The organism is Pseudomaricurvus sp. ABR4_320 (assembly GCF_056159445.1).
Window position 1 is genome coordinate 590,553 of sequence record NZ_JBSWVF010000002.1, and the last position, 21,495, is coordinate 612,047.

18 protein-coding genes are annotated in these 21,495 nt (G+C 52.1%); 10 read left to right on the top strand and 8 right to left on the bottom strand.

Translation table 11 applies throughout. The features are described from left to right. Positions 1-130: 130 nt before the first annotated feature. The 5 genes from ACXAFR_RS05760 to ACXAFR_RS05780 all read left to right on the top strand — a co-directional run bounded on the left by ACXAFR_RS05760 (position 131) and on the right by ACXAFR_RS05780 (position 6,845). Positions 131-415 carry a GIY-YIG nuclease family protein gene (locus tag ACXAFR_RS05760; protein WP_475173547.1) on the top strand — a complete coding sequence of 95 codons (285 nt, stop codon included), beginning with the start codon at positions 131-133 and terminating at the stop codon, positions 413-415. A gap of 508 nt (positions 416-923) precedes the next feature. Next, entirely contained in the window at positions 924-3,284 is a 2,361-nt protein-coding gene (locus tag ACXAFR_RS05765; RefSeq protein WP_475173551.1) for a TonB-dependent receptor domain-containing protein, read from the top strand. 491 nt (positions 3,285-3,775) lie between these two features. Further along, the gene (locus ACXAFR_RS05770) at positions 3,776-4,324 is read left to right on the top strand and encodes a GbsR/MarR family transcriptional regulator (protein WP_475173554.1); all 549 of its coding nucleotides are present in this window, start codon (positions 3,776-3,778) and stop codon (positions 4,322-4,324) included. 146 nt (positions 4,325-4,470) lie between these two features. Next, positions 4,471-5,844: a cytochrome ubiquinol oxidase subunit I gene (locus tag ACXAFR_RS05775; RefSeq protein ID WP_475173557.1), complete on the top strand. Its 1,374-nt coding sequence runs from the start codon at positions 4,471-4,473 to the stop codon at positions 5,842-5,844. A gap of 2 nt (positions 5,845-5,846) precedes the next feature. After that, positions 5,847-6,845 carry a cytochrome d ubiquinol oxidase subunit II gene (locus ACXAFR_RS05780; RefSeq protein ID WP_475173562.1) on the top strand — a complete coding sequence of 333 codons (999 nt, stop codon included), beginning with the start codon at positions 5,847-5,849 and terminating at the stop codon, positions 6,843-6,845. Between the two features lie 101 nt (positions 6,846-6,946). Here ACXAFR_RS05780 and ACXAFR_RS05785 read toward each other — a convergent pair whose 3' ends face one another. The 4 genes from ACXAFR_RS05785 to ACXAFR_RS05800 are packed head-to-tail and all read right to left on the bottom strand — an operon-like array spanning position 6,947 to position 10,457. Next, entirely contained in the window at positions 6,947-8,470 is a 1,524-nt protein-coding gene (locus ACXAFR_RS05785; RefSeq protein WP_475173564.1) for a carbohydrate-binding domain-containing protein, read from the bottom strand. A 9-nt stretch (positions 8,471-8,479) separates the two neighbouring features. Further along, complete coding sequence (locus tag ACXAFR_RS05790) at positions 8,480-9,169, bottom strand: DUF4956 domain-containing protein (RefSeq protein WP_475173567.1); 690 nt, start codon at positions 9,167-9,169, stop codon at positions 8,480-8,482. 18 nt (positions 9,170-9,187) lie between these two features. After that, on the bottom strand, positions 9,188-9,898 hold the full coding sequence (locus ACXAFR_RS05795) for a polyphosphate polymerase domain-containing protein (protein ID WP_475173569.1): 711 nt from the start codon (positions 9,896-9,898) through the stop codon (positions 9,188-9,190). Between the two features lie 10 nt (positions 9,899-9,908). After that, positions 9,909-10,457: a lamin tail domain-containing protein gene (locus ACXAFR_RS05800; protein WP_475173571.1), complete on the bottom strand. Its 549-nt coding sequence runs from the start codon at positions 10,455-10,457 to the stop codon at positions 9,909-9,911. Positions 10,458-10,714: 257 nt separating this feature from the next. Between ACXAFR_RS05800 and ACXAFR_RS05805 the strand changes: the two genes are divergently transcribed. Together ACXAFR_RS05805 and ACXAFR_RS05810 are read left to right on the top strand one after the other, a co-directional pair. After that, on the top strand, positions 10,715-11,104 hold the full coding sequence (locus tag ACXAFR_RS05805) for a hypothetical protein (RefSeq protein WP_475173574.1): 390 nt from the start codon (positions 10,715-10,717) through the stop codon (positions 11,102-11,104). Positions 11,105-11,176: 72 nt separating this feature from the next. Then, the gene (locus ACXAFR_RS05810; protein ID WP_475173576.1) at positions 11,177-11,701 is read left to right on the top strand and encodes a carboxymuconolactone decarboxylase family protein; all 525 of its coding nucleotides are present in this window, start codon (positions 11,177-11,179) and stop codon (positions 11,699-11,701) included. A gap of 65 nt (positions 11,702-11,766) precedes the next feature. On the opposite strand, the gene ACXAFR_RS05815 is transcribed toward ACXAFR_RS05810, so the two are convergent. From ACXAFR_RS05815 to imuA, 3 genes are all read right to left on the bottom strand, one after another. Beyond that, a complete protein-coding gene (locus ACXAFR_RS05815) occupies positions 11,767-12,993 on the bottom strand; it encodes a lytic murein transglycosylase (protein WP_475173579.1) in 1,227 nt (408 codons plus the stop codon). A gap of 219 nt (positions 12,994-13,212) precedes the next feature. Then, on the bottom strand, positions 13,213-14,742 hold the full coding sequence (locus tag ACXAFR_RS05820; protein WP_475173583.1) for a Y-family DNA polymerase: 1,530 nt from the start codon (positions 14,740-14,742) through the stop codon (positions 13,213-13,215). 9 nt (positions 14,743-14,751) lie between these two features. After that, entirely contained in the window at positions 14,752-15,528 is a 777-nt protein-coding gene (imuA, locus tag ACXAFR_RS05825; protein ID WP_475173585.1) for a translesion DNA synthesis-associated protein ImuA, read from the bottom strand. Positions 15,529-15,760: 232 nt separating this feature from the next. On the opposite strand from imuA, the gene ACXAFR_RS05830 reads away from it, so the two are divergent. Then, entirely contained in the window at positions 15,761-16,138 is a 378-nt protein-coding gene (locus ACXAFR_RS05830) for a DUF1428 domain-containing protein (protein WP_475173587.1), read from the top strand. Further along, a complete protein-coding gene (locus tag ACXAFR_RS05835; protein ID WP_475173589.1) occupies positions 16,135-16,905 on the top strand; it encodes a VOC family protein in 771 nt (256 codons plus the stop codon). The genes ACXAFR_RS05830 and ACXAFR_RS05835 overlap by 4 nt, the downstream gene beginning before the upstream one ends. A 157-nt stretch (positions 16,906-17,062) precedes the next feature. On the opposite strand, the gene ACXAFR_RS05840 is transcribed toward ACXAFR_RS05835, so the two are convergent. Further along, positions 17,063-19,930, bottom strand: coding sequence for a TonB-dependent receptor plug domain-containing protein (locus tag ACXAFR_RS05840; RefSeq protein ID WP_475173592.1), 2,868 nt, complete (start codon positions 19,928-19,930; stop codon positions 17,063-17,065). Positions 19,931-20,291: 361 nt separating this feature from the next. Between ACXAFR_RS05840 and ACXAFR_RS05845 the strand changes: the two genes are divergently transcribed. Next, on the top strand, positions 20,292-21,494 hold the full coding sequence (locus ACXAFR_RS05845; RefSeq protein ID WP_475173595.1) for an osmoprotectant NAGGN system M42 family peptidase: 1,203 nt from the start codon (positions 20,292-20,294) through the stop codon (positions 21,492-21,494). Position 21,495 lies beyond the last annotated feature (1 nt).

The following is a 21,495-nucleotide window of genomic DNA, read 5'->3' on the forward strand; positions in this document are numbered from 1 at the left end:
ATGGGGTTGGGGTTTTAAGTATTCTGGAAATATTGGGGCAAGCCAGGCCGTGGTCGCTCTCCCGATGGAGAAGAGACCTTGAGTTTACGTCTGAAAAGTTGGAGTCATTGTTGAAGTGAGTGGGGAGAGGGTGAGCCAGTGGGCGGTTTATATGCTGGCCTGTGCAGATGACACCCTATATACAGGAATTACCACGGATGTTTCCCGACGTGTGGAGGAGCACAATGCGGGTAGACTTGGGGCTCGCTACACTCGGGTCAGGCGTCCGGTGCGATTGGTGTATGAGGAGCCGGTGGCTGATCGCTCGACGGCTGCCAAGCGGGAGGCGGCGATCAAACGTCTAAGTCGCACGGAAAAGAAGGCGTTGTGCCAGCTTTGGCAAGCTAAGGCATCGTCGGGGAAGGTTGGCCAATAATAGTGTGTTCTGTCTGTTATAGCGGGTCTTAAAGTATCAGAACCCGCCATCGTTTGCGTGATTTCATCATTAGTGGCGGTGGTCTCGCCCTCGCGCTCACCTCCGAGAGAATTCATCTCAATCAAGGTTGGAAAACCATCAGCAACCGGTCCTCTGTCGGTCAGCGGCCATATTAATACAAATGCGCATAGGGCGGTTCCACTGTGTGGTGCCCAGGTGCCGCATATTGGTCTATTCCATCAGTCTCTGCAGTTACTTCAAAAGCCTCTCGTTAACGCGAAGCTGGGCCTGCTCCGCCTGAAAGGTATCTTGTGGCTGGGTGTTATTTGTATCAATTGTCGCAAGAGTTTTGGCGTCCAATAACGATTCGTTATTGTAAATGTAAAAAAGAGTCATTATCATTTGCGAAATTCATTTTGGATGTCCGTTCATAGGGCCTTCATGGTCTGGTGGACTCGGGTTGAAAAAATAGAGATGTGGAGCTCTGATAATCTTGATGAAAAAACAGATGATTGTGAACAGTATGCCCGCCATGGCCTTGATCATGGCGTCCGATTTTGCGTCTGCTCAGTCCGATGATAGAAGAGATAAGCTAGAAGAAATTATTGTAACGGCGACGGGCTTTGAGCAAAAAATCCCCGATGCCCCTGCGAGTATTTCCGTTATATCTCACGATCAGATTATGTCACGCCCACATATCAACCTGCTTGATATGCTCAAGTACGAGGAGGGTATCGACGTCGGGACGACCAGAGACAAAACCGGCCAGGGTTCGGTGAGTATGCGTGGACTGACCGGCGAATACACGCTGTATCTGATTGATGGAAAGCGGCAAAACAACCACGGTGATATTTACCCTAATAATTTTGGTGGTAATGCTTTCGGGCACATGCCTCCTGCAGAGGCGATCGAGCGAGTGGAGGTAATCCGGGGGCCAGCGTCCACTCTGTATGGTGCCGATGCTCTGGGTGGCGTTATCAACGTCATCACGAAAAAAGTGACTGATAGCTGGTATGGCACGGTTACCATGAGTGGAACCGTTCAGGAAAATCCTGACTTTGGCGACGATTTGCAGGGCGAATTCTCCGTCGCCGGGCCTTTGATTCCGAATACGCTGGCGCTCGGGTTGCGCGGTAGCTACTACGAAAGCGATCCTTCTTCTCCGGAATTGGCTCCGGCAACTGACCCCAATGGCGACGTGCATTACCGGAGCGTCGGTTTCGGCGGTGGCGGACGGACCGTTGACAGTGAATCTACCTCTTACGGTCTCACGCTGACCTTCACACCGAATGAAAATCACACCCTGCGTTTTGATTATGATGAATCCAGCCAGGTCTATGACAACACGCCCTTTGTCAATCCGGAAACCGGCGAGCTCAGTTATCCTCTCGGAACCAAGGACAATATTGAAGCGTTATGGCAGGACCGGGGCGGGGTGGTCAACCCGCGTGCGGGTTACGCAGCGGATCAGGAGTTTACCCGTGAGTGGTGGTCCATCAGTCATCAGGCTCAGTGGGGATTCGGCACCAGCCAAATTTCGCTCGCCTATGTTGATACCAGTAACGAAGGACGAACTCTGCCTCTGTCCGTAGAAGAGCGCCTGTTGTTACAGAACATGTACGACGGAGTAGGAAGTTACGCGGGCCTGTCTGAAGATGAGCGTCGGGCTATTGCAGAAGACACGTTTTTGCCGCGCCCCAACAGACCGCTGGAAAGCCGACAGTATACGCTTGATGCGCGCCTGGATATTCCCTTTGAGGCCGCCGGTCAGCACCAGTTTGTGGTCGGTGCGCAGGTTATTGATGGGGAGTTGGAAGATGGCGTCTTTGGGCTTGAGAGCAACAATGCCGGCGGTGTTCAGGATCAGGAAATGTACTCTCTGTTCGTGGAGAACAGCTGGACGCCGGTCGATCCTTTCACGCTGACAGCAGGCGTTCGTTACGACGAACATGATGTTTTCGGCAGTCAGGTGTCGCCCAGGCTGTACGGCGTTTATCGTTTGAGTGATTTCTGGACTCTGAAGGGCGGTGTTAGTACGGGTTACAAAACACCCAAGACCACAGATCTGTATGACGGCATCACCGGTTTTGGTGGCCAGGGCACGTCCCCCTTCGCGGGCAACCCGGATCTACAGCCGGAGACCAGTGTCAACACAGAAATTGCGCTCTATTGGGAGAGCCCTGAAGGCCATAACTTTAATATCACCTACTTTGATACGGAATTCGAAGATAAGATCGCCAGTGGCGATACGGTTAATAGCTGTGAAGTGACCGGCGGTGTGCGCCCCTGTGTCAATCTCGGTGCCTACGACAGTCTGGGTTACAGCACCTATTCGCAACGCATCAATATTGATGAGGTCACGATTCAGGGTGTTGAAGTCGCAGGTCGATATTTTCTGTCGAATCAGTGGGTGCTGAACGCGAATTACACCTGGACGGACAGCGAGCAGAAGAGTGGACCGGAAGAGGGGTTACCACTGACCAATACCGCAGAGAATATGTTTAATGCGAGCATAGACTGGCTGCCTTTGGACAGTCTCAGCTTCACGCTTGAGGCCGAAGCAAGGTCGGACCGTTATCGCGGTTGGGATAGTGTTCTGGAAAAAACCCTCTACTACAAAAACTATACCTTGTGGAATCTGGGCGCCCGATTCGAGTTAAATGATCATGTCACCTTCTTTGGTCGGGTAAATAATCTTCTCGATGAGGACTTCACGACCTACGCAACAGACTATGTGGATCTGAATGGCGATGGCGTTTATACCTCCTGTTCCGGTCGTGGTTGTGACAGTGAAGTTGTCTTCACGGATGACTACAACATTTTCGCGGCCAGCCGGAATTTCTGGCTCAGCTTGCAGGTCAGCTTTTAAGTCGGTTGAGCGTTGACCGAGGAGCTTCAGGCTGCTTACAACAGATGTTGAAAAGACGGCCTGAAGCGAGCGACCAAAAGAATCTCAACAGCCTCTAACATAAACCGGCGCGACCTTGTTCGCGCCGCGTTCGTTTATCCGCGGGAATACCGTAGGCTTGTACAGTCTTCACGCTGATGTGACTACAAGTCCTTGTCTTTATAACTCTTTTTACTTTTTTTTGGTGGCTGCAGAGGGTGGCCATCTATGAGCCGTTGGTGCGCCTCAATACATTCAATGCGTTTATTACCAGAGCGGGAAAGGCTCCTGTAAGCCATTCGGTTTCTGACAGGGTCTTAGGGGCTTAAGCTCGAACACCCGGCGCTAAAAGACTGGCGGTTCTATCTTGGTGCTTTTGCTGCGGATCTATTTTAGGTGTCGCTGGGAATTGACACACATCAATCAAGTGTTTAAAGTTTCAGAAATTATTGAAAGTTCAGAAGGGTTAGTTGATGGAGCTCAGTGCGTCTGTTCAATCCTTTGTTATGCATTTCGGCGAAATGGGTTCGCGGTGGGGGTTTAACCGCACCGTTGGTCAGTTGTTCGCTCTGATCGTGATCAGTGAAGAACCTCTGTGTGCCGAAGATTTGGTGTCTGCGCTCAGCATTTCCCGCGGTAACGTCAGTATGGGGCTGAAGGAATTGCAGTCCTGGCGATTGGTGAAAACCCTGCATAAACCCGGGGATCGCAAAGACTATTACCAGGCATCCGGCGATATCTGGCATTTGGGAACAACCGTTGTGGAAGAGCGCCGCAAACGGGAGCTGGACCCAACGCTTTCTCTGCTGCGAGATCAGTTGATGGAAACGCCGGATTCCAGTGCTGCGGTGTATTCCCAGCAGAAGATGCAGGAAATCCACGATTTATTAGAGCTGGTCTCCACTTGGACCAGCGAGCTGCAATCCATGAATCCCGATAATCTGCGTACCTTGATGAAACTTGGTGCCAGTGTGGGGAAGGTTCTTGATGCCAAGGGGCGACTGTTAAAAAAATCATCGTGATTTTTCCCTGACATCATTCTGAGTCGCCCTTGGGCGGTTCATATTTTTTATCGACATTTCGTTGCGTTTATTGGTGCCATAACAATAACGGGGGGTCTTTGGTGGGCGCGAGACCTTGAGCGGCACGCATTCTTCCGAGGTTCGTTATGTTAGAAACCGTTGATTTATCGCGAATTCAATTCGCGGCCAATATCAGTTTTCATATCTTATTTCCTTCCATCACCATCGGCCTGGCCTGGTTCCTGTTTTATTTTAAGTTGCGATTCAACATGTCTGGCGATGAGTTGTGGATGCGCGCTTATCGCTTCTGGATCAAAATTTTTGCTCTGACCTTTGCCGTGGGCGTGGTCAGCGGCATCACCATGTCGTTTCAGTTTGGAACTAACTGGCCGGGCTTTATGGCGACGGTGGGGAATATTGCCGGGCCGCTATTGGGGTACGAGGTGCTAACGGCCTTCTTTCTTGAGGCGACCTTTCTCGGGGTCATGTTGTTTGGCTTTCATCGCGTGCCCAATTGGTTGCATACCCTGGCGACCTTTATTGTGGCGGCAGGCACCAGTTTATCGGCGTTTTGGATTATCGCGTTGAATTCCTGGATGCAAACCCCCGCAGGTTTTGAGATGCGCGACGGTGTAGCCTTTCCAGTGGATTGGTTGGCCATCATCTTTAACCCGTCAATGCCGTATCGCTTTATGCATATGCTGTTGGCGTCCTTCTTGACGGCTTCTTTTTTGATCGCAGGAATTTCTGCCTACCGTATTCTAAAAGGCGATTCTAAGCGGGCACCAAAGCTGGCGTTAAAAACAGCTCTGGTGGTGGCGGCAGTATTGGTGCCTTTGCAGATTTTTGTCGGTGATATGCACGGCTTGAATACCTTTCATCATCAGCCGCAAAAAGTGGCCGCGATGGAAGGCGTGTGGGAAACCGAGAAAGGTGCGCCCCTGCTCTTGTTTGCCATTCCCGACCAAGAAGAGAGAACCAATCATTTTGAAATTCCCGTTCCCTATCTGGCGAGTTTGATTTTAACCCACGATATCGATGGCGAAATCCGTGGGCTGAATGAATTTGTGGGCGAGCATCCGAAAGTGGCACCGGTATTTTTTGGCTTTCGCATTATGGTGGGCATGGGCGTCTGCATGCTGTTGTTTGCCTGGGCGGGAGCCTTTTATGTGGCGAAACGTAAAACCATGCCGAAACGCTATTTACAGGGGTTGGTTGCGTTTACTTTTTCCGGTTGGATCGCCACCCTGGCCGGTTGGTATGTAACGGAAATCGGACGCCAGCCTTATTTGGTAACCGGCATTTTAAAAACCAGTGAAGCCGCAACAACAATTCCTGCGTCTAACGTCGGTCTGACCCTGTGCCTTTACTTGGCGCTTTATGTGGTGGTGTTAACGGCTTACATACACACGGTTTTTCATATGGCGCGCCGCTCGGTTGAGGTTGAAGAGCTGGAGACCTACGCCAGACCGCCCAATGATATCAATGAACACTATGCGCAAGGTGAGGTGAGAGTTTAACGATGGATGCCTATTTGCCAGAAATATTTTTAGGGTTGCTGGGGCTGAGTGTTTTTATCTATGCGGTGTTGGATGGTTTCGATCTCGGTGTCGGCATCTTGCTGCCAATGAAAGAGCACGACCTCGACGTCCGCAATCAATACATCGCCTCCATCGGGCCCTTTTGGGATGCGAACGAAACCTGGTTAGTCCTCGCCATTGGGTTGTTATTTATCGCTTTTCCGGAAGCACACAACATTGTTTTGCGAGAGCTCTATTTGCCTGCGACCTTTATGTTGATGGGTATTATTTTGCGCGGTATCGCCTTTGATTTTCGGGCGAAGGCAATCACCACGCATCGCTTGTTGTGGGACCGGGTCTTTAAGGTAGGGTCCATTGTGACGACCTTGATGCAGGGCTATATGCTGGGGCGTTATGTGCTGGGCTTTGCCGATGGACCTGCCGCGCAATTATTTGCGCTGTTGAGTGCGCTCTGTGTTACCGGTGCCTATGCCTTTATCGGTGGCGCTTGGCTGGTGATGAAGACTGAGGGGGCGTTGCAGATACGTGCCGCTAAGGCATCGCGTTACGCCGCCTGGGCGGCGGCTCTGGGGATTGTCTGCGTCTCGGTGGTCAATCCATTTATCAGCAGTGATATTGCCGAGCGTTGGTTGAGCTTTCCCGAAGTGATTCTACTGTTGCCAGTGCCGGTCGTGACGGCCGCACTTTTTATCCTGGTCGATCGCTATCTGCACCATATGCCACACCAGAATGATTTTGGCTGCTGGATTCCTTTTGTTAGCGCCGTTACCGTGTTTTTCCTGGCATTTGTTGGATTGGCCTATAGCTTTTTCCCCGACATTGTGCCGGGACAACTGACGGTCTATGACGCGGCCAGTGCACCAGAATCGTTGATGTTTATTTTGGTTGGTGCGCTGGTGGTGGTGCCTGTTATTTTGCTGTACACGTTTTTCTCCTATCGAGTCTTCTGGGGAAAAGTGGGCGAGCTGCGATATTACTGATCATTTTTGACGTGCCGCTTATTGTGCGCACAAAGGAGAGGTACATATCAGCATCCCGCTGAAAATAGCAGGATGCTTGTTTGCTCGAAGTGATATTGGGGTTACGGGTAAGATCCGTCTTTAGGTGGCCTTGGTGGGGCGTCATTAAAAAAGCCCATTTCTCGCTCGCCATCGCGGGGTCGACCATCGTGTGGTCCTCCCGGAGGCCCGCCGCGTCCCCGTCGAGGTGGCTCACCAAGTAAGGTAACCTGTTGGTCTAAGGTGATGTCTTCGTAGAGTTTACCATCCAACAGCAGTTGATAGCTGTCGCCTTGAATCAGATCTGCACTAGAAAGCGTTGCCGCCTGAAATTTACCGACGGAGGTGCGCTCCAAAAGTGTCTCGCCTTCAAGGGTTTGCAGTGTCACTTTGGTGCCTTCTGGGTAGATATCCGGGAAAAACACTTGCAGACAGGGTTGGCCGGATTCGGCGCTGGGCACGCTCAACATGCCTGAGCCACCCAGAGCGATCAGTGTGCCGCCAGAAACAGTAAAATCGCCGTTCATATCCAGGGCGCTGTCGCCTCGTCCGAGAGGGCCGCTCACTGTAACGACACCTCCGCTCATCAATGCATTCCCGTTGGAATCCAGGCCATCACCGCCAGCCACCACGTCCAGGCTGCCGCCGTGGATGGTCAATAATCCCCCTTCCAGTACGTCGTGTCCGCCGCCACCTCCGCGGCGTTCTCCAAAGCCGAAAAATGGGGGCGGTTCCTGCTTTGCGCCACCTTCGGTTTTTTCTGAAATATTGATGCCGTCGTCTCGGGCGCGAACGGTAATGTCGCCACCGTAGATATCAATCTTCTTTGCTTCTATCCCTTCATAAACATCGATCAGGGTAATGTGTCCACTGATAATATCGATCGCGTTTGCGGCGCGTATGCCATCGTCACCACCGTTCACATCGATATCGGTTTCTTCGATGGTAATGACGCCGCGCAATTTGCCGTTTTTGGTTTCGGTATTGTCGGATTTAATCGAGTCGCCTTTGGCGCGAATAACCAGTGTTGACCCGCGCAGTGCAACACTGTCTTTGCCCCGTATACCATCGTCAACCGCGGTAATATCGATGTTGGCGTTCTCAATGTTTAAATCGTCTTTGCTGACGATTCCGTCGTTGTTGCGCCCCTGAATATGCATTTTGGCGTTGGGGGCACCGATGATTTTCAAATCCGACTTGGAATAAATAACCGAGGTTTGTTTTTCATCCGTGGCGCCGGGTTTGAAATCTGCGGAATCTGCCAGGGAGATCTCTGCGCCCGGGGTAAAAAGGATATCGACGTCACCCGCTTGCCGAATAAATATAGGAGCACCTTGGCTGTAAGAGAGATCCAGATCAGACAGCTCCAACTCTACCGGGGCGTCACCGGTATCGACAATCAGCTGGGCATTTTCACTATGGCCAGAGATGATATAGCGGCCTCCATGGGTGATGGTTGCGGTATGCCCGCTGATCTCTATCCCGTTACCGGCGCTTATCTCTGCGCCAAACGTGAGGTGTGAGGTCTCAGCCACAGCCAGTGAGCTGGTGACGGGGGCAAGAATCATGGCGCTGAGCAGAGTCTTCCTGAAATAACGTAAACGCATTGTGGCTTCCTATTCCGTAAATTCGCCGCTGCTCGAGAGCAGGGTACAGGTTTGCAGGCCGGGAATTGCGCGCAGTTGTTGTAGCAGTGCTTCACTCTTCCCCGGTTTGATTTTGACTTCGGTCACTTTTTCGATTTGATCGCCCTTTATCATGTCTGAGCGAACGCAAAAATGGCTGATGCTGGTTTTATCCTGTAGCACCGACAGGATGCGTGTATAGGTTTCGCTGGTATCGTATTTCAGAATCAACATATAGGCGGGTTCAATGCTAAACGAGCGTGAGAACACCAGAAGCACCGCAGCGATAAACACGCTGACAATGATGCTGAGTTGATAGTATTCGACACCGTTGACGATACCGATCGTAATCGCCCAGAAAATAAAGGCGGTGTCTCTCGGGTCTTTTACCGCCGTGCGGAAGCGCACGATGGACAGCGCGCCGATCATACCAAGCGATAGCATCAGGTTACCGCTGATGCCAATCACAATAGCGTTAATGGCAATCGCCACCATCACCAGCGTGAGGTTAAAGTTCTTTGAGTAGAGAACACCGCTGTAGGTCTTTCGATAGATGTAAAAGATCAACAGCGCCATGATGAGCGTGATCGACAGTGAGAGCAAAATTTGCAGAGAACTGAGAGAGTTCTCAATCAGCAGTCGATCAATATCCAGCATTTGGTCAATGTCGGTTCCATTCATTAAAAAGAGACTTCCCAGTTAATCAAAATAAAATTCACGATTGTTCATGCGACCATAGCAATACTTACTGATGGCCTGTGCATAGCTGCTGTCGAAGGGTATGGCGTATTTAAACCACGCGGGGAGGTTGTGGTTGAATTTGATCTCCATAATGATGGTGTCAGGCCGCTGCAGTGGCGTGGTTTCCAGCTCTGAATTAAAGAGATCAAAATCGTGGGTGTTGGTGCGTAAGTTTTTGTCAAAGGTGATGCGGATGTCGTTGTAGTCCAGCAGATAGACTTCGCGAACATAGTCAATAATGGCGGTGGGGCGGAAGTGTTTGCGCCTTAGGTCAACGTAAATGGATGTAGCCGTGGGGGTGCCTTGTTCCAGTAGAAAATCAATATCGCCGTCGATCATGCGATAGCAATCGTCTTTACTGACGGTAACGGATTGCTTGTTGACGTATTGGTCGTGCTTGGCTTTGCGCTCCAGTTTGGCCCAGTTTTGTGTGCAGTCGTACAGTCGGAGACGGTACTTGTTGCGGATTTCAATGCCGTCGAGCTTATCTTCAACAGCCGTATCGTAGAGGTCATCAAAGTAGAGGCTTCGAATGGCGTAACCCCGTGAGGATTGCTCGTGAGCGTCTTTGTCCATGAATTGCGACAGCAGTGAGCGCGTGTGTTCGTACTGGAGCCGATGAATAAAGCATTTGATTTCTCGGCGTTTTACCGACAGTGGTTGAGGCATGGCGCGCTACTCATGTGCCTGTGTTGAGACGGCCGGGCGTCGGTTGGTGAAAAATAAATACGCTCTGGGCGCCATTGGGTAGGCGGCCAAGCGAGAAAGGCAGTTCATGGTTGCCAGGGGTGGCCACGGTGATGTGGTCGATCAGTGTGCCATCGGGCCTGTGTAAATACAGGGTTTCGCCATTGCCGATATTGAAGGTGAGGCGAAGTGTGTTGGCAATGTGATGATCGGATTTCTTTCCATGTAGGAGAACGACATCGTGACTACCAATGATCACGTTGTCGTCGATCGTAAAACCTGGCTCGTTGTTTTTGTCGGAAATGCGATAGCCCCGAAGAGAAAGGCTGTTCAATCCGGGGTTGTAGAGTTCAATCCAGTCCTGCTTGCCATTGTTGGCGAAGGAAACCTCGTTGATCACAATGTGCTGAGACGTGCGATTAAAAACAAACAGGTAAAGCAGAAAGGTGCTCAAACACAAGAGTGTTAGAAGAATAGGAATGGCGGCTTTCTTCATTGCGTGTAACAAGGGTATCTGTATGTCGATCACCGCTAGCCGCATCGCGGTTCGATGTTTTCAATGTTGCGGTAATCGAATGGGCTGTAAAATAAGTTTCATAAAGTACTGAATCGATCTCTGAACTGCCAGTACGGGCCTGTATCATTTGGTAACGAAATGTGTATCAACTTTGATGAGAATATATCGGGGCTGTAACAGGCGTATTTGCAGAATGTGGGCGGGGGCTTGGCTCTCTTGGCGTAGCATCACGTGTGGAGTATAGTTTTCAGGCGTTACGAATTCCAAATACGATAAAAACCATGGATGCCATTAGCGAATCCCTGCGACGACGCCTGTCGCAATTACAGCCCTCCTGTCTGGACCCGCTGGAACAGATTAATGAATTGGCGCAGGGGGTTGTTGACCCTCAATTGCTGACTCTGTGTATTGAACTGATCACCGCGTTGCACAGCAATCGTGCCTGGAAGATTCCCAAGGATACGTCGATTCGTGATCGCGCCTGTCTGCAGCTGGCCGAGCAGTTTGTGTTGGCGGTGGGGAGTGTTTCTGATAATCAGATTTATATTCTGCGCCATTGGTTTTCGGCGGACGAGATCTATCAATTTGTGCATATGCTGTACGTGTTGGATATGACGTTACGGCTCAATCGTGTCACGCACTCGGTTTTGGGGCCTGTTAACGCGATTTAGCGTCGGCTGTAGATTCAAAACATGACCATGATGTGTGATACACAATGAATGTTATCAAGCCAGAGTATGACGATGATCGAAGCCCGTTTATCCCAGGAAGAGTTGACCGAGTCTGCCTCTACAGGCAGTGAGCTGGCATCTGCCATTGCTGGTTTTGCTGCAGCGGTGGTCAATGTAAGGGAAGTGGATCCACTTGTGCGAGAGATGGTTCGCCTGCGTTGCGCCCAGATCCACGATTGTCGTTTGTGTGGTTCTCTGCGTTCGGAGGAAGCTTTGAAGGGAGGCTTCGATGAAGTGATGCAGAGAGACATTGCCCGCTATGAGGCCAGTGACTTGAGTCCGTCGATTAAAGTGGCGCTTCGTTTGTGCGATGCGATTATCCTGACGCCCGGTGCGATCAGCAGACAGTTAAAACCCGAGTTAAGGGCCTATTTTAGCGATGCTCAAATTCTGTCGCTGTGTCTCGATGTGATGAAATGGAGTCAACAGAAAGCACTGGTGGCCCTGCGAATGGAGCCTCCTGTGTCTGAATTTGCGTCTCTGTTATCGTTTGATGAGGGGGGAAATCCGGTTATCGGAGGCGAGGCTTACCGGTAAGGCGCGCCTGAACGTCATGCCCGTGGCGTGCACGGGCATGACGACGATACGTCGATCAGACGACGTTATTTTTGTGTGACGGTGGCGTCGGCTTCTCGCTTAACCCCCAGAGAATCCATCACTGCCAGGGTTGGAAAGCCATCGGCGATGAGTCCACTGTCGATTTGAAACTGGCGGATGCCCGCACGCGTACCAGAGCCGATAATCCCGTCAGGTTTGCCGACGTCGTAGCCTTTCGCATTGAGCTTTTCCTGCATTTGCAGAATGTCCTTGCGGGCGTAGGTCGGTAGTTCGGGTAATGGGGTGACAAGCCCGGGCGCCCCAGCGATTTGATCGGCCAGCTCGCCGACACTGATGGCGTAAAACTCGGAAGCGTTCCAGCGCATAATGACCCGAAAATTAGGGTAGGCGATAAAAGCTGGGCCTTTATGGCTGGCGGGCACAACAACGTAGGAGTCGATGTCGTCACTGCCTAGCGTAGCGCCATTGGCTCGGGTAATGCCCATGGCACTCCAGTCTGCCAATGGGCGGCGTTGATTGCGGCCGGTGTATTGGTAATCAAAGTCTTGGGGAAGTTGTACTTCCCGTCCCCAGCGATAACCGGGCTGCCAGCCCAATTCAGACAGAAAGTGTGCTGCCGATGTCAGTGCATCGGCTTCGCTGTTCCAGAGGTTGACGTGGCCGTCACCATCGCCGTCGACGGCGTAGCGGCTGTAGGCGGTGGGCATAAACTGAGTGTGGCCCATCGCGCCAGCCCAGGATCCCACCATGTCTTCCGGTTGCAGGGATTCCCGTTGCAGCAGTTTGACGGCGGTCATCAATTCCTGAGTGAAGTAGCGACTGCGACGTTCATCACAGGCGAGGGTGGCCAGTGAGCTGAGCACCGGCATCTTGCCTTTGTAGCCGCCGAAGTTGGTCTCAAGCCCCCAGAAAGCCAACAGGTATTGGGGAGCGACACCATACTGTTGGTAGATGTTTTCCAACAGCGCACGATGTTCTTTATACAGCTCGCGACCTTTTTGAATGCGCCACTCGGTGACTCGGGCACTGTAGTAGTCAGGGAAGGTGCGAACGAATTCTGGCTGACTGCGATCCAGTTCAATAACTTTCGATTGATAGGTGACGGTATCGAACACGGAATGCGCCAGATCGGCGGGAACGCCCTCGGCAATGGCCTGGCCGGTGAGGCGGGTTTTGCAGGTCTCAAAATCGGTATCTGCCCGTACGTCAGCGGTGGCTGCTGCCAGTGACAGCAGTGCCAGTGACAGAATCCGGGTGAGCGGGTGTCCCATGGGGTTTAGCCTTTTTGTGTGTGGTTAAGTGTCAATCAGGGCTGGTGTTATCACTGAGCGCAGCCAGGAAGTGTTCTTCCAGCGGCGGATAAGTCTACCTGCAATTAGTGATTTGTAAGTTAAAAATAGTCCTTCTGGCGTGTAATGACAAAATATTGACGCTTTTCTGTCGCCACGTTGGTGATACCTCTTGGTGGTTTTTTATCGGGTGTTCGCCGATTAACCAAAATAGCCGTGAATAAACCATTTGCGCTCTCCGACATCGTAAAAAATCCAGTGCAGGTCGCCCCGGTGGCGAGCGACAAAATAGCTGCGGTGCTGGCGTTGTTGCCACCAGTGACTGTCAATACGGTAGCCATCGCTGAGCAGCTGCCAGTCTTCAATGCGACGATAAATGGCAATGGGATCCGGCAGCAGCCATAGGGGCAGCGGGGGAAAGTCCGTCGTTTCTTGGGATGATGTTGTCATTGCCGCGACATCGTTTGCGCCCTTGAGCTGCCGGTCGTGCGATAGGGGCTCCAGTCGCTGGCGATATTCCGGCAGGTGTTCATTGACAGTGTGCAGGCGAAAAAGGCGCTCTCGCCCCAGTCGAGCCGAGAGCAGATCTAACAGGTCGTGGGGGTTGTTATCCTGCTGGTGGCCCAGTTCTTTGAACAGCGGCTGGCTGCGGGCTTCGCTCGCGACCAGCGCGCGACTGGCGAGTTGGACGCTCTCGATAGGGGAGGCAATCTGAAAGTCGTGCAGTTTTAACCAGGACAGTCGCAGAAAGGTTTCCGACTGGCTCTGTGCGCTGGACAGATCGATATCGAGCCGCGAATCACTGCGGTCGAAGTGAAAGAACCGCCATTGAAAGCCCTGGCACTGGTATTGATGCTGCTGCAGAAATCCCTGCAGTTCCGTCAGCAATTCCTGCATGGGGCCGTTCAACATATCGACGTCTGTCAGACCATCCAGATAATGGCGTTCGGCAAAGAAGGTGTTGGGAGGTCGGAGCCAGGCTTGTAAATCGTCTCCGCTGCCGCAGATCTTATCGAGCAGTTCCGCAAACCCCTGACCATGGCGACGGCTGAGGCTCGCTCTGGGCAGATCCAGCAGAGCGCCGAGCTGGCGAAACCCGGTTTGTTGCAGGCGTCGCAACTGCCGGTCTGATAGGGGCATGGCTTCCAGAGGCAGGGGTCGCAGGCGTTTCAGAAAATACCCGTGAGAGAAGTGGTCGGTATGGATGCCTGCTTTTAAGGTGGCCTTCTCATCAAGACAGTTGAGTGCGGGCACCAAGCCCAGCAACCATGACGCTTTGGGGGTGTGCCCAAGGCTGAGAATCGGTGTCAGCTGCTGTTGCTGAAGTCCTCGTCGCAACAGTGACAGCAACCGTTCCAGTCCTTTGAATAGTCGCAGGCAACTGCCGATTTCCAGCAATAGAGAATCCGGCTCTGACAGTAGCTTGCCGTTGGTATCAGTGACCTGATGGCGGCTGACATAAGGCGTAAAGCGATAACACCAGTGGGCCAGTTGTTCCAAGGCAGTGGCCTCGGCGCTGGTGTCACGTTCTTGTGTGTGAAGTTCATCCAGTAGAGCCATGGCGGTGCTGAGAGATTGGCCGGGGACGACGCCTGCAGCCTGTGCGCTGGCAGAAGCAAACATGACTTGCCGTTGCTCGATAATCGCCAGAGCACTGTCGCTGCCGCGTTCCCGGTGGGCCAGATCGAGTGCGAGCTGCGGTAGCCGCAAACAGAGCCAAAGTCTCGACATATTCTGACCTCAGGTTCGCGCAGCAGAGAGTGCCGTGACTTTGCCGCTCTGGCGCTGACTGCCGCGTTGACCAAGGGCGGCGAGATCCGGCAGTGGCGCATGGTGCGAAGGCTGCTGGTGGGTGCGCCGGGCGAGCTCCTCCTGAAACGGCCGCGCCGGATCGCCGATCAGTTCGAGGGATAGTGTCTGGTCCGCCCAGCCGCCGCGCTGTTTCAGGATTTGTATGGGCAGCTGACCGTTCTGCTGAGGAGACAGAACCAGGCGCAGTGCTGCGGGGGAGGTCTGCTGTTGTTCCCGCTGGTGACGGAGCAACACATGCCAGCAGCCGCCGGCGACAGCGGCCTGTTGCAGGCGGCGCAGTTCTTTGTCTCGCAAGGGTTTATCGCTCGCCCAGCTCAGTACGGTGCTGCAACTGGCTGAGCGCAGGCATTCATCGGTGGTCCAGAGAAATTCCCGCAGGCCGCCGGGACGAATGATCAACAACCGCTGCAGGTCAATCCCAAAGCGCTGCAGTGCCGGGGCAAAAGGTTGCCACGGGGGATCGATCAGCACCAGCCAGGGGCTCTGTTGCTGCAGGCGCTGCAGGGTGGGCAGCAGCAGACGCCACTCGCCAATGCCGGGTCTTGGCAGCAGCAGTTCGGTGGTTGCCCCAGGCGGCCAGCCACCCAGGTGTAGAGCGGTGTCGAGCGCGTCGTAGCCGGTGGCAATGCCGTGAGCCTGACGCGGCCCGCGGGAGGCCTGCCAGGTGTTGGGCAGTTGCAGCAGTTGTTCAATGTTCTTGTTCATACAGTAGTTATACTGTATAAAAATACAGCCTTCAAGTTGGTAGGGTTTTGCATCTGTCGCTTTTTCGGACAGATTCGGAGTTGACGGGGCTTGAGGGCATATCGGCGTGGGCTGGATATGCCATAAGGATCCAAACAGGCAGGGCTAGAAAGCGCTACGCCATGGTCAAACAATCGACAATCGCGAATCCTGCCAGGCCAGGGTTCTTTCATTACCAGGAGGGAAGTGCAAGATGTCTTATATCGATGGATTTGTTATTCCTGTTCCTGCGGCCAATAAAGAGCAGTTTATTGAGCACGCCAGAACAGCTGATCAGGTGTTTATGGAGCAGGGGGCGCTCAGGGTGATCGAGACCTGGTCCGATGATGTCGCTGCCGGTACCCATACAGACTTTTTTAAAGCGGTGGCCGCAGAGGAGGGCGACAGCGTGGTGTTTTCTTGGATCGAATGGCCGGACAAAGCCACACGGGATAACGCCATGGTGCAGATGGAAGCGCTTATTCAGACCGATCCCCGTATGAACACCGAGCTCAACCCCATGCCGTTTGATGGCCGTCGATTAATTTACGGTGGCTTTGAACCTGTGGTGACTCTGGAGGCCAACTCATGAATGCCCAAGGTGATTTTATCTGGTATGAGTTGATGAGCCGGGATCTGGCGTCTGCGAAGGCGTTTTACGAACCGCTGATCGGCTGGCGTGTGGGTGAGAAATTGCCCGGCGATATGGCGTATTACGAAATCGCGGTCGGTGATACCTGTATCGGTGGTGTTATGCCGCTCACGGATGACATGTGCGAGCAGGGCGCCAGACCTTGTTGGCTCGGGTACATCGCCGTAGAAGATGTCGATGCTACGATAGACAAACTCGTGCAACTGGGTGGGCAGGTGTTGCTCCCGGCATTTGATATTGAAAATATCGGGCGTTTGGCGATGGTGTCCGATCCCCTGGGCGCGCCTTTTTATCTCATGCGAGGTTTTGTGGATGCCGAGAGTCATGCCTTTCATGAAACGACGGCAGGACACTGTTGTTGGAATGAATTGAACACGACCGATCAAGCCGCAGCGATTGCATTTTATACCGAACTGTTCGGCTGGGATTGTGAGGAGAAAATGTCCATGGGTGAGATGGGCGACTATGTTTTTATTCATCAAAACGGCGTTCAGATGGGCGCGATTTCTCCGGTCCAGCAAGAGGGGAGTTTCTGGCAGTATTACATTCGCGTAGACGATATCTATGCCACACCGGGTGCGATTGCGGAGCTGGGTGGCAAGGTGTTACACGGGCCTCACGAAGTGCCTGGTGATGACGCGATTGTGATTGGACAGGATCGAGAAGGTGTTGTATTTGGATTGGTCGGTAACGTGAAAAAGGACTAAAACGTTTTAAAAAATCGTTGGCAAAATAAAAAATGGCGTGGGGCAGGCATAAAACCTGCCCCGCTATTACAGGGCCGTTAGCATTCTGATCTGAAACTTTCTAAAAAAATTTTCTGACCAAGTTGCGGCGAAGGCTCAGACAGAAAACCTCCCATCATCAAAGGTTGATTTTCGCTCCGAGCGTAAAATAGCGCCCGATTTGATCATAACCGACGGAGTCTCCAGTAAAACTCCGAATTTCTGGAATCTGCGCCAATACCGGAGGTTCTTCTTCGAAAAGGTTGTCGACACCAAAATAAATGGTGGCCATGTCCGAGAAGGCATAGCGCAGTTGGATATCGGTATACCAAACCTCTTCCGCTTCGTTGGGGCTGCGCACTTCCGCGGGCTCTGCAAGATCAAAGGCCTGTTCCGATTGATAACGTTCTTCCAGGCTAAAGGTAAATTTATCGATAGAATAAGTGGCGCGGATGTTAAAAGTCAGTTCTGGATCGCCGAGCTCTCCGGCTTCTTCATCACCCACGCTGTCTTCGCTGCCGTAAAAAGTGAGTTCGTCCAGGTAGGTTCCCATCATATTAATATCGAGCCAGCCGGGGCCGATGTCGCTGCCATAATTGACTTCGAAGTCGATGCCCGAGGCTTCAAACGATGCCACGTTGATTAAATTGCTTTCAACGACATCGAACTGCCCATTTACCTGGCGGCTGACCAAATCACAGAATGGATTGTTGAGACTGTCGCCGTCATAGCAGTTGTTGACGATGGCCTGGGCGGGAAAACTGTTGATGGCATCTTCGATTTCGATGTCCCAGTAGTCGATGGTCAGAGCAAAGTCGGGTAAGAAATCCGGAGTCAAGATGATGCCAACGGTAAAGGTATCGGCTTCTTCCTCGCTGAGGTTTTCGTTTCCGCCTGTGGTAACTGTGTTAGTGCGGTTGAGGGATTGAGACACAAAATCCGGTGATAATCCTGCGGCGGCACAATTCGCCGCTCGGGTCGCAGAGCCTGAGCCCAGATTGCTGGCATCACAAGGGTCAATCAAAAAGACATTATCAACGCCCGACGGCGCGTAGAGTTCGCCAATATTCGGTGCGCGCACAGCGACGGATTGAGTAAAGCGCAAGCGCACCTGATTGTTGATGGCCCAGTCGCCCCCAACTTTCCAGGCCGTTGTGCTACCGACAGTCGAATAGTCGCCATTGCGCAAGGCGGCGTCGACGGACAGCGCTTGGATAAACGGTAAATCGCTTAACAGGGGAATATTGACCTCAGCAAAGACTTCAGTGACATCAAATTCCCCTTCGGTATCGGCAATCGGTGGGGAGTTAAAAATATCACCGGTGTTGCGGAGAAACCCTTCTTCCGTCGCGGCAGATTCTTCTCGATACTCAACGCCAGTGGCAAAGCCCAGGGGGCCGCCGGGCAGTTCAAACCAGCCCATGGTATCGCCCGTGATCGTAAAGTTGGCGACTTTCTGTTCCAGCTCTGCAGTACTGGTAAAGTCTGCCAGAGACCAGTCCAGAGCTTCTTCTGTCGCCGCATTGGGGCCTAACACATTGATGGGCACGCAACCATTGCTGGGATCGCGACAGACAGGTTCGCCAGTGATGGGATCGGCGATAACATCCAGGGCTTGCTGAAACCGGGAGGGAATCTGTCGATTGATGTATTCGGTGGAAACATCTGTACGCCCTTGCTGATAGTGCAGGGTGTAATCCAGGTTGTCGTTAAAATAGCCTTCAATACCGACATAGAACTGATAGGTATCCCGGTCGGATTGTGAGCGGCGCATGCCGTGATCGCGATTCGTTCGCGAAACATAAAAGCCATCTAAGCCCTCCTCATTGAGGAGGTCGACCAAATCATCGGGCACGTAGGGGTTATCGGCATAGATATACATCGGCTCGGTATCCGGCAGAGAAAAACTGGATTGCTGAGCCGTTGTCGCTATCGTTTGCGCGTATTTCGCACTGGCGAAAAACGTCATACTGTCAGTGATGTCGTAATCGAAGCCGGAGGAGATCAGTGTGCGTTCCGTAGGAATCTGTAACAGATCGTTGACGGAAAGATTGCCCGCATTTAAGCCTCCTACAGAGAGGTAGGGTTCTACCAATGTGCCAGTATCTTGCTGAATAAGTGCACCATTGGCATCAAAGGTAAACGGTCCGCCGAGATCTTCTCTGAGGGTGGCACCACCGCTACCATCTGGAAATTGCACTCGTCCGTTGGGAGGGGTGGAGATAAACCCGGTATTGCGGAATAAAATATTGTCGGCAATACCGTCATTCGAGCCGGTGCTGGCGGGGTTGCTGGCAAAGCGAATCCGCTGATTGGCATAATCCCGGTCTATGCCGACGATGGAGCCGACTTCGTCACGGGTGAGGTTGAAGTAAATGTTGCCGCGATCATCGTCAAGATTGGCACCAGCCGTAAGGCTGACCTGATAGCTTTCGCCATCGCTCTCGTTGCTGATGCCGGATTGAACGTCCAGTTGCAGCCCTTCAAAATCATCTTTCATGATGAAGTTCACCACACCGGATACGGCATCGGCACCATAGACCGCAGAGGCGCCACCGGTGATCACTTCGACCCGTTCAACCAGCGCCGTTGGAATTGTGTTGGTGTCGACGGCTGCGGAACCGGGTCTCCCTCCAACTTGTCGGCGTCCATCAATGAGTACCAGCGTACGGTCGATACCGAGGCCGCGTAGATCGAGAAAATTTGTTCCGGCCTCTGACTCGCTGAAATTAGTGTTGGCGGGGGATTGCGTGGTTCTGAGAGCCGGCAGTTGATTGACCATGTCTGCGACAGAAATGTCGGCGTTCATCGCCAAGTCTTCGCTGTCGAGAGCGGTCACAGGAATCGGTGTATCCGTTCCTGATCTTGCGATTCGAGTTCCGGTAACAACCACTTCTTCCACAACTTCCGGCGCATCTCCCGCTTGATCAACTTGAGCGGCACAGAATGAAAATGGCATCAGTGAAAAGAAAAAAGATTGATAAGATGCTGCAATACTCCGTTGCACAAAACTCTCCTATAGATACCGGCTAGGTGTAATTCATGATGATGATTCGTTGTGGATGTGTCAACGGCGAACTCGGAGACACATTCCGAAATGGAAAATTGACCGGAATTTTTTGTCGCTTAAGTTTCCATTTATAAAAAATACAGTTTCCGCACTGTTATTTGAAATCGGTTTGTTTTCATTTTTCAGGAAATTCGAAGGTGGCAGCGTGTTGTCTTCTTGCGAGACTTCATTCAAATATAAGTTGCTGAGAGTTCAAAAGTTTTTGATCGAAACGTGAATGCGCCTCTCCGAAAAATAAGGAAAGAGCTTGAAGGATAGCGGCAGTGATTCTTGTTGAGCGCCTGTCAACAGAGAAATTATGTTGGAATATGGCGCCACACTGTGTAATTCTTTTTCCGGAAATACATTGGGTTTATCACCACAAAAGAAGTCTATCGGCGATACGGCCAAGGACTTTGGCAAATGGTATTGGCCTGAAACTCTGTCTGTGCTTATGGATGAGGTGCTTATCACTATAGACAGCAACTATCTGCGACAACAATTATTAGCGTTGTTAGAAATTCCTTCCCCTTTGGGGCATACGGATTCCATTGTCGAATACTTGAAAATACAACTTCAGGCATTATCCGTACCTTGGCAAATGGCTCGACGTGGCACCTTAATCGGTGTTTTCCCTGGCAAGAATAATCAACATCGTAGAGCTTTGGCTGCACATGTTGATACGCTTGGCGTCATGGTGAGAGAAGTTTGTGACTCTGGACGTTTGAAAATAACGCCGCTTGGCTCCTGGTCGGCGCGATTTGCAGAAGGCGGTCGTGTGACCTTATTTGCCGACGGAACTTGCTACCGAGGCACCATTCTGCCCATCAAATCATCGGGTCATGTCTATGGTGATGATATCGATCGGTTGGCAGTCAGCTGGCACAACGTCGAACTGAGAATCGACGCAGCGTGCAACAGTGGTTCTGATGCGCGCGATTTGGGGATTCAGGTTGGTGCGATAGGGGCGTTGGATCCAACAACTGAATGGCTAGACAATGGTTATGTGGTGTCTCGTTATCTCGACGATAAAGCAGGGATCGCCTGTCTGTTAACCGCGATCAAGTCGTTGCGAGATGCTGGTGTCGATGAATTGGCTGTGCCATGTCAGCTACTGTTTACCCTTGCGGAAGAAGTCGGCTGCGGATGCGGGCATGTGCCCGCTGCCGATGTTGACGAAATGGTGAGTATTGATATTGGACCTGTGGCACCCGGGCAAAACAGCAGCGAGCATTGTGTAAATATCGGCATTAAGGATGCCAGTGGCGTGTATGATGCGAAATTGGTTGGACATTTAAAATCTCTGTGTCATCAACATGGCATCCGCTATCGACCTGATGTTTATGAGTTCTATCGCAGCGATACCCATTCTGCGATAACGGCAGGCGCCGATCTGCGTCATGCACTTATTGCATTTGGTACTGAATCGACACATGGTTATGAGCGCACTCATGTGGACAGTTTGCTGTCAACATCGCAGTTGTTGGTCGCCTACTTACAAAGTTCCAAAGGGGACGGGTAGA

What these genes read in the sequence shown, in the direction of transcription:
- ACXAFR_RS05765 (WP_475173551.1), top strand. Translation starts at nt 924, where the DNA reads ATGATTGTGAACAGTATGCCCGCCATGGCCTTGATCATGGCGTCCGAT.
- ACXAFR_RS05770 (WP_475173554.1), top strand. Translation starts at nt 3,776, where the DNA reads ATGGAGCTCAGTGCGTCTGTTCAATCCTTTGTTATGCATTTCGGCGAA.
- ACXAFR_RS05775 (WP_475173557.1), top strand. Translation starts at nt 4,471, where the DNA reads ATGTTAGAAACCGTTGATTTATCGCGAATTCAATTCGCGGCCAATATC.
- ACXAFR_RS05780 (WP_475173562.1), top strand. Translation starts at nt 5,847, where the DNA reads ATGGATGCCTATTTGCCAGAAATATTTTTAGGGTTGCTGGGGCTGAGT.
- ACXAFR_RS05785 (WP_475173564.1), bottom strand. Translation starts at nt 8,470, where the DNA reads ATGCGTTTACGTTATTTCAGGAAGACTCTGCTCAGCGCCATGATTCTT.
- ACXAFR_RS05790 (WP_475173567.1), bottom strand. Translation starts at nt 9,169, where the DNA reads ATGAATGGAACCGACATTGACCAAATGCTGGATATTGATCGACTGCTG.
- ACXAFR_RS05795 (WP_475173569.1), bottom strand. Translation starts at nt 9,898, where the DNA reads ATGCCTCAACCACTGTCGGTAAAACGCCGAGAAATCAAATGCTTTATT.
- ACXAFR_RS05800 (WP_475173571.1), bottom strand. Translation starts at nt 10,457, where the DNA reads ATGCGGCTAGCGGTGATCGACATACAGATACCCTTGTTACACGCAATG.
- ACXAFR_RS05805 (WP_475173574.1), top strand. Translation starts at nt 10,715, where the DNA reads ATGGATGCCATTAGCGAATCCCTGCGACGACGCCTGTCGCAATTACAG.
- ACXAFR_RS05810 (WP_475173576.1), top strand. Translation starts at nt 11,177, where the DNA reads ATGATCGAAGCCCGTTTATCCCAGGAAGAGTTGACCGAGTCTGCCTCT.
- ACXAFR_RS05815 (WP_475173579.1), bottom strand. Translation starts at nt 12,993, where the DNA reads ATGGGACACCCGCTCACCCGGATTCTGTCACTGGCACTGCTGTCACTG.
- ACXAFR_RS05820 (WP_475173583.1), bottom strand. Translation starts at nt 14,742, where the DNA reads ATGTCGAGACTTTGGCTCTGTTTGCGGCTACCGCAGCTCGCACTCGAT.
- imuA (WP_475173585.1), bottom strand. Translation starts at nt 15,528, where the DNA reads ATGAACAAGAACATTGAACAACTGCTGCAACTGCCCAACACCTGGCAG.
- ACXAFR_RS05830 (WP_475173587.1), top strand. Translation starts at nt 15,761, where the DNA reads ATGTCTTATATCGATGGATTTGTTATTCCTGTTCCTGCGGCCAATAAA.
- ACXAFR_RS05835 (WP_475173589.1), top strand. Translation starts at nt 16,135, where the DNA reads ATGAATGCCCAAGGTGATTTTATCTGGTATGAGTTGATGAGCCGGGAT.
- ACXAFR_RS05845 (WP_475173595.1), top strand. Translation starts at nt 20,292, where the DNA reads ATGTTGGAATATGGCGCCACACTGTGTAATTCTTTTTCCGGAAATACA.